The organism is Massilia mucilaginosa (assembly GCF_011682145.1).
Lineage (GTDB): Bacteria > Pseudomonadota > Gammaproteobacteria > Burkholderiales > Burkholderiaceae_D > Telluria_A > Telluria_A mucilaginosa.
The window spans coordinates 21,207-34,220 of the sequence record NZ_WHJH01000020.1 but is presented as its reverse complement, the minus strand read 5'-3'; the positions used below and the strand labels follow the sequence as shown (position 1 = coordinate 34,220).

Annotated in this window: 10 protein-coding genes; 2 read left to right on the top strand and 8 right to left on the bottom strand. The window is 64.3% G+C overall.

The window, feature by feature from the left end; genetic code table 11:
- Positions 1–104: 104 nt before the first annotated feature.
- From F2P45_RS17330 to F2P45_RS17315, 4 genes are read right to left on the bottom strand one after another with little or no spacing between them, the layout of a single operon-like run.
- A complete protein-coding gene (locus tag F2P45_RS17330; RefSeq protein ID WP_166877658.1) occupies positions 105–1,889 on the bottom strand; it encodes an IlvD/Edd family dehydratase in 1,785 nt (594 codons plus the stop codon).
- The gene (locus F2P45_RS17325) at positions 1,886–2,800 is read right to left on the bottom strand and encodes an SMP-30/gluconolactonase/LRE family protein (RefSeq protein ID WP_166877655.1); all 915 of its coding nucleotides are present in this window, start codon (positions 2,798–2,800) and stop codon (positions 1,886–1,888) included. The genes F2P45_RS17330 and F2P45_RS17325 overlap by 4 nt, the downstream gene beginning before the upstream one ends.
- 2 nt (positions 2,801–2,802) lie before the next feature.
- Complete coding sequence (gene xylB / locus F2P45_RS17320; RefSeq protein WP_166877652.1) at positions 2,803–3,579, bottom strand: D-xylose 1-dehydrogenase; 777 nt, start codon at positions 3,577–3,579, stop codon at positions 2,803–2,805.
- Positions 3,576–4,745, bottom strand: a complete 1,170-nt coding sequence (locus F2P45_RS17315) for a fumarylacetoacetate hydrolase family protein (RefSeq protein WP_166877650.1) — start codon at positions 4,743–4,745, stop codon at positions 3,576–3,578. Before F2P45_RS17315 ends, xylB begins: the two co-directional genes overlap by 4 nt.
- Before the next feature lie 307 nt (positions 4,746–5,052).
- On the opposite strand from F2P45_RS17315, the gene F2P45_RS17310 reads away from it, so the two are divergent.
- The gene (locus F2P45_RS17310) at positions 5,053–6,966 is read left to right on the top strand and encodes a methyl-accepting chemotaxis protein (protein ID WP_229505131.1); all 1,914 of its coding nucleotides are present in this window, start codon (positions 5,053–5,055) and stop codon (positions 6,964–6,966) included.
- Positions 6,967–7,021: 55 nt separating this feature from the next.
- On the opposite strand, the gene F2P45_RS17305 is transcribed toward F2P45_RS17310, so the two are convergent.
- From F2P45_RS17305 to F2P45_RS17290, 4 genes are all read right to left on the bottom strand, one after another.
- Positions 7,022–7,765, bottom strand: a complete 744-nt coding sequence (locus tag F2P45_RS17305; protein WP_166877644.1) for a hypothetical protein — start codon at positions 7,763–7,765, stop codon at positions 7,022–7,024.
- 77 nt (positions 7,766–7,842) lie between these two features.
- Positions 7,843–9,000, bottom strand: a complete 1,158-nt coding sequence (locus tag F2P45_RS17300; protein ID WP_166877641.1) for an AAA family ATPase — start codon at positions 8,998–9,000, stop codon at positions 7,843–7,845.
- 121 nt (positions 9,001–9,121) lie between these two features.
- Positions 9,122–9,739 carry a PEP-CTERM sorting domain-containing protein gene (locus F2P45_RS17295; protein ID WP_166877638.1) on the bottom strand — a complete coding sequence of 206 codons (618 nt, stop codon included), beginning with the start codon at positions 9,737–9,739 and terminating at the stop codon, positions 9,122–9,124.
- 30 nt (positions 9,740–9,769) lie between these two features.
- Positions 9,770–11,221 carry a pectate lyase family protein gene (locus tag F2P45_RS17290; RefSeq protein WP_166877635.1) on the bottom strand — a complete coding sequence of 484 codons (1,452 nt, stop codon included), beginning with the start codon at positions 11,219–11,221 and terminating at the stop codon, positions 9,770–9,772.
- A 586-nt stretch (positions 11,222–11,807) separates the two neighbouring features.
- Here F2P45_RS17290 and F2P45_RS17285 point away from each other — a divergent pair.
- Complete coding sequence (locus tag F2P45_RS17285) at positions 11,808–12,779, top strand: NPP1 family protein (RefSeq protein WP_166877632.1); 972 nt, start codon at positions 11,808–11,810, stop codon at positions 12,777–12,779.
- Positions 12,780–13,014 lie beyond the last annotated feature (235 nt).

Sequence of the window (13,014 nt, the reverse complement as noted above, 5' to 3'; positions counted from 1 at the left end):
TCCATTATTGTTATACGACGTGGATGCTACCCGGCGTGGCGCCGTGTTTTTGGCAACAGAATAGCGGACTTTTGCCATTCGTTGCCATATTTACATTAACCTTATCAATGGTTATGGCGCGGCAGATCGTGGCCCACGCCACGGTACGGCAACGCCATTTCCATGCAGCCGCCCTGCTCCAGCTGCCCGACGGTGGAACGGTACAATTCCTGCCAAGGGGTCTGGCTCGGCGGCGTGGGCGGCAGCGGTTCCTTCCTGCGTTCGGCAAGCACCTCGTCGGCCACCAGCATGTCGCAGCGGCCGGTGTTCAGGTCGACGCGGATGATGTCGCCGCTGCGCACGTACGCCAGCCCGCCGCCGGCCGCGCTTTCGGGCGAGGCGTTCAGGATCGACGGGCTGTCCGAGGTGCCCGACTGGCGCCCGTCGCCCAGGGTCGGCAGGTTCAGGATGCCGCGCCGGATCAAGGCGTCCGGCGGCTGCATGTTGACCACTTCGGCCGAACCGGGCCAGCCGATCGGACCGGCGCCGCGAATGACCAGCATGCAGCCTTCGTCGATATCGAGCGCCGGATCGTTGATGCGGGCGTGATAGTCGCCCGAGCCGTCGAATACCACGGCGCGGCATTCGAACACGTTTTCATGGCCTGGCCGGCACAGGTAGCGCGCGCGGAAGTCGGCCGAAATCACGCTGGTCTTCATGATCGCAAAGTCGAACAGGTTGCCCTTCAGGACAAAGAAGCCGGCCTTGGTCCTCAAAGGCGCGTCATACGGATAAATCACTTCGCGGTCGACGCTGGCGCGGTCCTGCAGGTTGACGGCCATGCTGGTGCCGGTCACGGTCAGGCGATCCGAGCGCAGTTTGCCGGCCTGTTGCAGCTCCCACATGATGGCCGGCACGCCGCCGGCGCGGTGGAAGCGCTCGCCGAGGAATTTACCGGCCGGCTGCATGTTGAGCAGCAGCGGCACGTCGTGGCCGTATTCCATCCACGCGGAGGATTCGATCTCGATGCCGGCGTGGCGCGCCATCGCCATGATGTGCGGCTGCGCGTTGGTGGAACCGCCAATGGCGGCGTTGACCACAATCGCGTCCAGAAAAGCGTCCTTTGTCAGGATCTGCGACGGCCGCACATCCTGGCGCGCCAGTTCGACGATGCGCCGGCCCGTCTCGTAGGCCATCTGCCCGCGCTCGCGGTACGGCGCCGGAATGGCCGAGCAACCGGTGAGCGACATGCCGAGCGCCTCGGCCAGCGCGTTCATGGTCGAGGCGGTGCCCATGGTGTTGCAGTGGCCTGCCGACGGCGCCGAGGCGGCCGCGATTTGCAGGAATTTTTCGTTGTCGATGTCGCCGGCGGCGAGGCGGCGGCGGCCGTGCCAGATGGCGGTGCCGGAGCCGGCCAGTTCGCCCTCGAACCAGCCGTCGAGCATCGGACCGCCGGACAGCACGATGGCGGGAATGTCGACCGTCGACGCGGCCATGATCTGGGCCGGGGTGGTCTTGTCGCAGCCGGTGGTGAGCACCACGGCGTCGATCGGGTAGCCGTGCAGGATTTCGACCAGGCCCAGGTAAGCCAGGTTGCGGTCGATGGAGGCAGTCGGACGGCGGCAGTTTTCGAAGATCGGGTGCAGCGGGAATTCCATGGCAATGCCACCGGCGTCGCGGATGCCGTCGCGCACGCGCTTGGCCAGTTCCAGGTGGATGCGGTTGCACGGGCTGATGTCGCTGCCGCTCTGGACGATGCCGATGATCGGCCGGCCGGCGCGCAGTTCCTCGGCGGTGATGCCGTAGTTCATGAAGCGCTCCAGGTAGAGCGCGGTCATGTCGATGTGGTCGGGATTGTCGAACCAGTCCTGCGAGCGGTAGCGGCGTGGCGGAGTTGAATGGGTGCTCAAGCGATGTCCTGTTGCGAAAAAGTGTGCTGGGGCAGACCCGGCGTGCCGGTGCGGAAGGTGAACAGCGCGCCAGCCAGCGGTTCGCGCGCGCGCTCATCCATGCTCAACCCTTTCCAGGCGGTGGTGACGAAAGCGGCGCGCAGGTCGGGGCCGCCGAAGGCCAGTTTGGTGATGTTCGAGACCGGGAAGGCGATCGTGCCGGTCAGCTGGCCCGCCGGGTTGTAGCGGTCGATACGGGCGCCGCGGAACATGGCTACCCAGAGGTTGCCGTCGGCATCGACCGCCATGCCGTCCGGGTGGCCGGGGGCTGCGGTGGCGATGAACAGGCGCTTGCGCGTGGCCGTGCCGTCCGGGGCGACATCGAAGGCGTGGATTTTTTTGCCGAGGGTGTCGGTGTGGTACAGGGTTGTGCCGTCCGGGCTCATGGCCGGGCCGTTGGTGATGATGTAGCCGCTGTCGACGGTGGACAGGCGCCCGCCCGGGTGCAGGCTGTAGAGGGCGCCGGTGGGGTCGGTTTCGCCGGCGTCCATGGAGCCGAACCAGAGGGAGCCGTCGGCGGCGATGAAACCGTCGTTGAAGCGGTTGCCGGGCTGGTCTGCTTCGATCGCGCGCAGGAGGGAAAATGCCCCGCTTGCGGGGTTGAACTGGTGCAGGCCGTCGTCAAGGCCGACAATGAAGCCATCACCGTCGTTCCCGCTACCACCGTCGGTGCTGAGGACCGTAACCGCTGGCACAATAAACCCCGGCCTCCCCGGCGCGTCCCATGATTGACGCTGCGTGCCATCCGGCGCGCAGCGGTGTAACCGCCGCCCGCGAATATCCACAAAATACACCGACTCGCTGGCCGCGTGCCATAACGGCCCTTCGCCCAGCTCCGCGCCCACCGGCCACAAACAAACAGGCTGCTCCATGCTCACGCTCCGTACCAGCCGGCGTCGACGAAATACTCGCGCCCGGTACAGCGCGCCGCGTTATCCGACGCCAGGAACAGCGCCAGCGCCGCCACATCCCGCACCTCCACCCGCTCGCGCAGGCATTGCCCGGCCAAAATCTTGACCTCCTCCTCCGGCGTGTGCCACAGCTGCTCCTGGCGCGGCGTGCGCACCGCCCCTGGAATGATGCAGTTGACCCGAATCCCGTCCACGCCCAAGTCGCGCGCCAGCCCGCGCGTCAAGCCTTCGATGGCGGCCTTGGCCGTCATGTACAAACTCAGATTCGGCAAGGCCAGGTGCCAGGAAATCGATCCCATGTTCAGGATCACGCCCTCGCCCTTGACGCGCATGCCCTCGGCCGCCGCCTGCGCGCAAAAGAACTGGTGGCGCAGGTTGACCGCCATGCGCTGGTCCCAGTAGGCCGGCGTGACCTCGGCGATGCCATGGCGGTCGTCGTTGGCGGCGTTATTGATCAGTATGTCGACCGCTACCCCGATCCGCGCAAACACGGCGGCCAGCGCGTTCAGGTCGGTCAGGTCGCATGGCAGGAACACCGGTGGAGGCGCGCAATCGGCCAGCGCGGCAACCAGCGCCAGCGAGGCTTGTTCGGCGATATCGACGAAAAACACGCGCGCGCCCTGGCGGGCAAAGGCGCTGACCATCTCGGCGCCAATACCGCTGCCGCCGCCCGTGATGAGCACCGTTTTCCCTGCCAGATCGGGGTAGATCGCGTAAGTCAGCTGTCGTTGTTTGCTCATTGGGTGATTTTCAGCAGGCCACGACGGGCCAGGTTGTCGAACAGGGCGCGCACCCCGAAGGTCCATGGCGCGACCTGGTCGCTGCGCCGGACTTCATTGACGAGCGTGCCCAGCGATGGTGTCGAGATGCTGACGCGGTCGCCCAGGTGATGGGTAAAGCCGCCGCCGGCCGCGTCGCGGTCCTTGATCGGCGAGAACATGGTTCCCAGAAATAGCATGAAACCATCCGGATATTGATGATGCGTGCCGTACACCTGGCCGACCAGGTCGAGCGGATCGCGGCTGATTTCACGCATGCGGCTCGCGCCCGCCAGATGAAAGTCGTCATCCGCGCCTTCGATCAGCATGCTGACCTCGGCGTTGCGGATGGTGTCGATCGTAAAGTGCTCATCGAACAGGCGGATGAACGGGCCGATCGCGCAGGACGCGTTGTTGTCCTTGGCTTTACCGAGCAGCAAGGCGCTGCGGCCTTCGATATCGCGCAGGTTGACGTCGTTGCCCAGGCTGGCGCCGCGCACTTCGCCCCGGCTGTTGACCGCCAGCACGATTTCCGGCTCGGGATTGTTCCATTTGGAATCGGGATGCAGGCCGACATCGGCGCCGTAGCCCACCGCCGACATCGGCTGCGACTTGGAAAACACTTCCGCGTCCGGGCCGATGCCCACTTCCATGTAGGGCGACCAGAGGCCGCGCGCGATCAGGTCTTGCTTGAGTTTGTCGGCAGCGGGCGAGCCGGGCTTGATGGCCGAGAGGTCGTCGCCGATGCATTCCTGCATCGCGCCGCGCAATTCGCCGGCGCGGGCCGGGTCGCCCTTGGCTTGTTCTTCAATCACCCTTTCGAGCAGGCTAACGGCGAAGGTGACGCCGCAGGCCTTGATCGCTTGCAGGTCGCTCGGGGCCAGCAGGCGCGTGCCCTCGGTGTTTTTTGCGTTGGCCAGCAGCTCGGCCAGCGTGCCCAGCGCATCGCCGGGGGCGTTGCGGGCGATCTCGGGCGCTTCGGCGCGTTCGAGCAGCTCGGCCATGGTGGCGGAATGCGCGCTGACGTCGATGACCTGGCCAGCGCGCACCACCACCACCGACGGGCCGGCGCCGGCGCGCCAGGCGCGCCCGACCAGCAAGGCCCGTTCTGCATCGACCGGCAACATCGATTTGTCTGAATCTGTCATGTCTCTCTTCCCGATTGGACTCGATGCCGGCCGGGAATCTCCCCTTGCCCAGCATCACGAGACAGATGGTGCACTGAGTGTTGAGTTTTTTCTATTATGAAATCGACCAAGGGGGATCATGATTATCAGCAGCGGGGCCTGTTTTCAGTGTTGCTTATTGAGCAGAATAGTCGTGCGGCGTTTGACACAAGTTTCCTGTGAGCATAACCTTCCTGAGCGCCCATGCTGGTGCAAAGGAACGACGTTCGAGTATTCCGTGCGTTGGCCGCACATCGCACCAGCCGTCAATCCACTCCAGAGGACCGCCTTGAACGACTACTTCCGCTCCAGCCAATCGCGCTTCACGCTTTTGTTCTCCGCAATTTTCGTCGCCTTGCTGGTCATTACGCTGGCGGCGATTACCCTGTTCATCACGCCGGAGCTGAAACGCGCCGAAGGCCAGCTGATCGGCGATGATGTCAACAACATCGCCGTCAAGATCACCGAGCAGCTCAAGCAGGTCGAAGCGCAGCAGCGCGCCATCACCCAGACCGTGGCGCTGATGGACAGCGCCGCCATCGACACCCTGCTGCCCGGCCTGGTCGATCAGTACGGCGACTTGAACGTGTTTGGGGGCGGCATCTGGCCGGTACCCAAAAAGCGCGATCCGGAAAAGGAAAAGTTCAGCACCTTTTACGCGCGCGACGCGGCCGGCAAGCTGCAGGTCAACACCCACTGGAATTCGCCGGAGTCGCTGAAGTATTTCGAGCAGCCATGGTGGCTGGGCGGCGCCAAGGCGCCCAAGGGCCACTGCGCCTGGGCCAAGGCTTACAAGGACGACGCCAGCCCGCAGCCGCGCACCAACTGCGCCATGGCGATCTACAAGGGCGATGAACTGTTCGGCGTCTCGACGGTCGACGTCACGCTGGGCTTTTTCAACCGCCTGGTGGCCGATATGGAAGCGGCCGTGCACGGCCAGATCCTGATCCTGGAACATGACGGCAAGGTCGTCAGCAACAGCAGCTACATCAAGAGCGAGATCGTACTCAAGAACATCAGCGACCTGGCCTCCACCTCGCCGTTCGCGGCGCAGCTGGCCAAGGTGCTGCCGCAACTGGGCGACAAAGCCGCGCTCGAATCGTCCTACAGCAGCGACGGCACCGGCCATACCCTGTTCGTCGCCACCATTCCGGGTAGCCCATGGCTGCTGGCCACCGGCCTGCCGAACCATCTGCTGAGCCAGCAGAGTGACCGCATCCTGCACACCCTGGGCCTGGTGCAGATTCCGATCGCCATCGCCATGCTGGTGCTGATCGTCCTGGGCATCCGCATGATCATGCGCCGCCTGGCCGTTTTGAAGGGCAACATCGACGCCCTGTCGGCCGGCGACGCCGACCTGACCCGGCGCCTGCCGGCCGGCGGCGGCATGGAGTTCGACGCCGTCTCGGGCAGCGTCAACGGCTTTATCGAGCGCCTGCAGAGCATGATGCAGCAAATCGGCATGAGCACCCAGTCGATCGCACTGGCCTCGCGCGAGATCGCGGCCGGCAACCAGGACCTGTCCGCGCGCACCGAGGCGCAGGCCAGTTCGCTGGAAGAAACGGCGGCGTCGATGGAAGAGCTCACCAGCACCGTCAAGAACAACGAGGACAACGCCAGCCAGGCCAACCGGCTGGCGCGCGAGGCCTCCAGCGTGGCCGCGCAGGGCGGCAGCATTGTGTCGAGCGTGGTGACGACCATGGGTGCGATCGAGCAATCGTCGCGCAAGATTGTCGACATCATCAGCGTGATCGACGGCATCGCCTTCCAGACCAACATCCTGGCGCTGAACGCGGCGGTCGAGGCGGCGCGCGCCGGCGAGCAGGGACGCGGCTTCGCCGTGGTGGCCTCCGAAGTGCGCAACCTGGCGCAGCGCTCGGCGGCGGCCGCCAAGGAAATCAACGCGCTGATCGGCGAGTCGGTGGCCGGGGTCGACAAGGGCGCCGCGCTGGTGGCCGAGGCCGGCACCACGATGCAGCAGATCGTCGCCAGCACCGACAAGGTGGCCAGCATCATCGGCGCCATCATGGGCGCCAGCGCCGAGCAGAACCTGGGCATCGGCCAGGTCAACCAGGCGATCGCCGAGCTGGACGACACCACCCAGCAAAACGCCGCCCTGGTCGAGCAAGCGGCGGCGGCGGCGTTGTCGCTGCAGCAGCAGGCCGCCAACCTGGAACAGATCGTCGGCGGATTCAAGGTGTAAGGCGGGGCGCGGGCTGATGTGTGTGGTTAATGAAAACCGCTAACAGCGATCCTGATCAGCGGCATTCCTGCTTGCATGGGTCATCGGATACCGGGATGCCGTTCCACGCCCGACGCGCGGCAAACGGCTGTGCGCGGGTCGTTTTGCCCAGTTCATAGATCTGCGCCGCGGTGGTGACGGCCAGCGGTGTCCAGCTCTTGCCGTTATCGCCGGAGATGCTCTGGACCACGCCAACGACCTTGCCTTTCGTCTGGCCGGCAACACTGGTGAGGGGGATTTCATACACCAGGCGGCCGCCGCGCGGAACCAGGAAACCGTGGTCTTCACTGGCTTCGGCGTGCAGCGCCACGATCTGCCCGTACAGTGCGGGGGCATTCTTTTCCGGCATATGGAGCGAGAATGCGTCGGGCAGGGTTGCGCTGTCGAACCAGGAGCGATTGGGTTTCAGGTAACTTTTGTTCACTACCGGAGTGCCATCGATCACCCCAAGCTGGTGGCAGTGTGCTTCGTTCAAGGAATGCCGCTTCAAGTACCCCGGCGCCTTGATCTTGTTGTACCACCTGGTCTGGTAATGAATTTGCCAGTTCTGCTGCTGCACGGTCAGGGCACGCTTGTCCGCCATGAACGAGGTTCCCCACGCACCACCGTTGCGGGTCTCGGTCTGGAGGTAAAAGCGCTCGCTCGCCGGCCCGGCGCATTCGAGCTTGTAGGTGTTGGCGAAGGCGGTGACGGGCGAGAGCGTACCCGCGGCGGCGACGAGGACGGCGCAAGAAAGGCGCATGCTGGCGGCGTTGATCATTGTTCTTCTTAGTAAGTTAGCAAGCCGCATACTACACCACGGCGCCAGTCGTGCTCCTTCACCAATGCACTCCAACGCTATCCCAACAGCTGCTGCTTTTCGCGCCAGGTTTCCTGGACCGCCGGATCGGCCACGCAGTACAAGCCGTGCGCGCGTCTCAGGATGAGGTTCGACGCCATCAGTTCGTTCACGACGGGCCCGATCTCTTCCACCTTGACCTCGCGCCCGAGCGCGCGACTGTAATGGGCCGCCGCCTCGGCCGAAAAGACGCCTTTGGCCTCGCCCTGCGCCGCCGCGATCCGTTCGAACACAACGCTCGCCAGCTGGCCGAGTTGTTCGACCTTGGCCAGTTCGATGTCGGCCGCCGCTGCGCGCAAGGTGGCGGCGACGACCGGCAGGTAGCCATCCGGATCCTGGCCCGCCGGCGTATGCAACTGCACCTGGCGCAGCGCCTTGAGCAGTTCCTCCGGCCGGTGTCCCAAGGTGCGGAATGCGGCCAGCACGACCTCATGCGAGGGCACATTGGGCACGCCGGTGTGGTGCAGGCGAGCCAGCAGATCGGCTGTGTAGTCGGCGTCGAGCACCGGGTACGGAATCGACTGCGCACCGCTGAAGGCCTGGGTTCGCCGCGCGGTCAGCTCGCTGACCATCGCGCGATGCGATCCGGTACCGATAGAAATGAAATGGCCGGCGGTACCGGGACGCGGGTTGACCGCGTCGCGCGCCGCCTTCAACGCAAGCAGCAACTGCTTGCCCTCGTCGGTCGTGATCGCTTGCTGCACCTCATCGACAATCAGCACCACGTCGCAGCGGGCTTGGTCGACCAGTTCGGTAATCGCCCGGGATAAGGGCGTGCCGCCCGTTTCGCCAATCTTCTCCAGTTTGAAACCGAATTTGAAACTCAAGGCGCCAACATCAACCCCGCTGACCCGCGCTAGCCGAGCCAGCAAGGACGAACCCGGTGTTTGAAGTTGCGCAAGCGCATCGCGAATGGCATCGCGCACCAGCTGCGCCGGGTTCGCCCTGGTGTCGCTCCACAGGTCGACATAGATCACCAGGGCGCCCTCCCGCTCCAGTGCCGGGATCAGATCGTTGTGGAGGAAGGTGGTTTTGCCGGTGCGCCGCTGGCCCGACATGAACAAACCGGAGCGAAACCCCTCGCTCAGGACATCGGGATGGATCAGCTGGCGCGCCAGGGACGACGCCAGCATCGGGCGCGCAAAATAGTGGCTCATGGATGTAGCTCCAACGATGCGTCTCCAAGCAAGTGTGCAGAGATGACGAGAATTTGTGCGCACTTACGTAGCATTATAGGGACGGCATCACTGGAACCAAGCAGGTTTTCGCCGCGCCGCCTCAGGCCCGCTTGCGCCGGCCCACCACCCCCACCACGCCCAGCCCCAGGCCGAACAGCGCCATGCTGCCCGGCTCGGGCACTGCCATGGCGCTGGCGTCCACGCGCAAGCCCTGGTCCAGGCCCAGGCCGGCGGCGTCGTACCACTGGCCGCCCTGTTCCAGCGCATAGCCGGCCAGCGGCTTGTCGGCCGCGCCGGGCATGCTGGCCTGGCTGGCACTGTCCCAGGTCGAGGTAAACCCGATCCAGTAACTGCCCTCGCCCACCGCCCAGTCGAGGCCGGCCAGCCCGCGCCAGGCGGCCTCGCCCACGCCGGTGGCAAAGCTGGCCGAACGCAGCATGCTGCCCGGGATGAAGCCGCCCTCGCCGTCCGCGCTGTTGCCGAACAGGCTGATGCCGACTTCGCCCGCATCGGTGCCGAAGTAGCCTTCGACGCTGTTGATGGTCATTGCGCCGGGCACGGTAAAGCGGCCGGCGTAACTGTGGCCGCTGTTGAAGGCCCAGCCCGCACCGATGCCATTCGTCGGCGTGCCGGTGTCGGCCACCAGCGCCGCCTGCGCCGGTAAACAGGCGAATGTACAAAGTAAGACGACAGTTAAGCGCAATCGTTCAAACAACATGGATGCCTCCGTATCGGTATGGTGGTGTGATTACTTGAGCTTGCCGGCGCCTGCTTGCAAGGGCACGGCGGCCAGGGTCGACGTTGCCGTTTGCAGCGCATACAGGTACGGCGGGGTCCACAGATCGGCCGCGCTTGGCCGCGCCATGCCGCACTGGCCGTCGACCGCGTTGGTGCCGGCCCGGTCGCTGGTGAAGATGTGGCCCGACGAGCGAAAGCCGATGAAGCTCTTGCCCTTGATGGCCTTGCCGCAGAATTCCGAGAGCTTGAGGCCGGCGAGCTTGTAGTAGTTGTTTTCGATCAGCATGTTGGAGCGGTAGCGCGCGTCGGTGCCGCTTTCGAACTTGACGTCGCCCTCCGTTGTGATCACGTTGCCGGTGACCAGGTTGTTGAACATGTGTACCAGCCCGTAACGGTTGAGCGGCAAGCGTGCCGCCACCGAACTCCACCAGTTGCCCGAGAAGGTCACGCGCAGGCGTCCCTCGTCGCTCCAGGCGCGCCCGCCGTCGCCGTTGCCGACCAGGGTGGTCTTGTGGTGATTGGCGAAATAGCTGTTGGCGATGGTCACATAATCGCTGCCGCGCACCACGTCCAGCGCGCCGTCGTGGCGCGTCTTGTAGGTGCCGGTGGCGAGCGACTCGGGCGTGTCGCCATCGCTCACGCTCAGGTGGCCGAGGAAAATGTTCTGCCCGCGCGAGACGGTGATGCCGTCGGCGTAGGCATTGCCCGCATCCTCGGGATTGACATCCCACGGCGTATCGATCACCAGGTTGCGCACGATGACGTTGCGGGTCCAGGTTGGATAGTCTTCGCCATCCTTGCCATCCTTGATCCACTTCTTGAAGTCGGCTTCCGGATCGCCTCCTTGCGCCAGCGCCAGCTCGCCGCCGATCAGCAGCGAGATGCCGCTCATGCGCGCCGGCCGGCCCTGGGCGTCGTTGATGCCGACCAGGGTCGTGTTCGACGGCAGGTTGATCGAGCCGCCGTATTTCTGGTCCGAATAGCTGGTGTACTCGCGGAACACCGTGTTGTTCTCGCTCCAGCGCAAGTCGATATGGCCGACCACGCGAATGATTTTCGGCTCGTTGCCGGCTTCCCTGATGGCGGCGACCAGTTGCTGGCCGTTGAACACGGTATAGACGCGGTCAAGGCGCGCCGCCCCGCCCCCGCTCAGGACCACCTTGCCCTTGCGCGAAAAGGTATGCCAGCCGGTCGCTGGCGCGGCCTGGCGTTCGAAGGTGAGCCCGCCGCCGGTCGGGTCGACCCGGGCGAACTGCCACGCCGGCAGCCTGGGGGCGGCCAGGTAGTTGGCCGGGTCGTGCAAGCCCTTCACCAGCACCGGAGCGGAGTAGTTGCGCACGCCGTACAGGGCCGTTTGCAGGGGCGTGCTGGCGCCGACGAAGGTGCTGGCGTCGAGCGTGGCGGCGTGGGCGGTGGAAGCGACAGCCAGCATGACGCTGGCAGCAAGGATAGTATTTTTCATGGTTGTCTCCAATGAAGAAAAATAGAAAAGGCGCGCGTTCTTTTGTCGAACGCTTTGCGCCGCGCATGGCGATGCCTGCCCGCGTGCCGGGGCCTTGCCTGAGGCAATGCCACATCGGCCGCGAACGCGACGGCGATGGCGCGGCGCAGGGCGATGGGTCCGGCAACGGGGGTAGGGAAAAACAATCAGCATCCGACAGCGATGTCTGAGACAGATACCTCGCGTACCTGTCGCCATTGCAAGCACGGCGGGGAGCCGGGTCGCGCAGGTCGGGATCGGCGCCAGCAATCCCAAGCGGGATTGTTACGACGGCGACGAATCGATACTACGCTTGATAGGATGATTAAACAATCAGCAAGTTGTACGATGTGGTTTTCGGGTTGCGCATCGGCCTGCGCCGGGCCGCTCGCGGGCCGGCCCATCGACATCCAGGCGCCGGCAACAGCATTGCCAAGTCAACAGGCGGTCACAAATGATCAGTAGCATTTACGTGCGCCATGTCTGGTTTCAACCCGACCCGGCGTAAAAAAGCACCGGCAGGCTTCACGAAATCCCCCGGCATTCGCAATCCTTCAAGGCGCATCCCATGAAAAGAAAATCGCATTCCCTCGTTACCAAAAAATCGGCGTGGCTCAAGGCCGCACTGGCGTCCTGCATGGCCTTGAACGCCGTGGCGGCACAGGCCGACGACTTTCCGAAGTGGAATGCAGCGATCACCAAATACAATGAAAAGCAGGTAAGGAACTTCCATCCGAAGTTCGACTTCGATTCGGATGGCTGCTACCCGGCCACCCCATTTCACCGCAACGAGAACCTGCGCCAGAATCCGGGCAAGAACGCAACCGGCAGCGTATCCGGTGCATGCAGGGACGCCGACTGGACCGCCTATGCCAACACGCTTCACCGGCAAATATGCAAGGCCAGCGTCGAAGGCGACGATAAGATCGAACGCTGCGCGCACTTTTACGAGCTGTATTTTGAAAAAGACCAGGCCATCGGCCTGACCTTCCTCGGTGGCCACAAGCACGATGCGGAAACCGTGATTGTCTGGACCGGCAAAGTCAACGGCCAGCCCGATTTCATGTCGCATGTCTCCACCAGCGCCCACGGAAAATACACCACGCGCCCGATTGGCCAGCTGCAGACCCATAACGGCCACCCGCTGGTGGTCTATCACAAGGACGGCGCCGGCACCCACGCCTTCCGCTTCGCCAGCGCCGACGACAAAAACCGCGTCGAGTTTCTCGGCAACTGGGGCGAGTTCCACGCGCCGGACATCATCAGCCATTACAGCGCGGTAGTGGAGTGGAACAGCGACGAAACCGTGCGCTATCAGGCCAACCGGCAGTACCGGCTGGCGCTGGAAGCGTCCAATTTCGGCAGTGCCTCGTTCAAGACGCGCAACGACAACGAGATCGCCAACGTCGCCAATAACACCGTGCCGCGCAGCGACGCATTCTGGCAAAACGCCTCGTTCTCGCTGGACGACGTGTGGAGCACCCGTGCGAACGAGTTCAGAGCGAACTATCCGCAGACCTACCCGCAAATCAGGGAATAGCGGCATTGAGGCGGCGGCGGCGGCCGAATACGGCGCCGCCACGCAGGCTCACGGCCTGGAAACAGTGCGTTCGAGCGCGCACATATTTCTACCCATCAATCCAAGTTTTTTCTGGCGCTTCCGGACTTATCGTTCAGTTGGCCGTCTGATATCCATGTACAGCCATCTGCCCAGGCACCCGGCAAAGGAACTGAAGATGCCGCTTGTCGAAAGCGTGAAAAAGCAACTCAAGTTA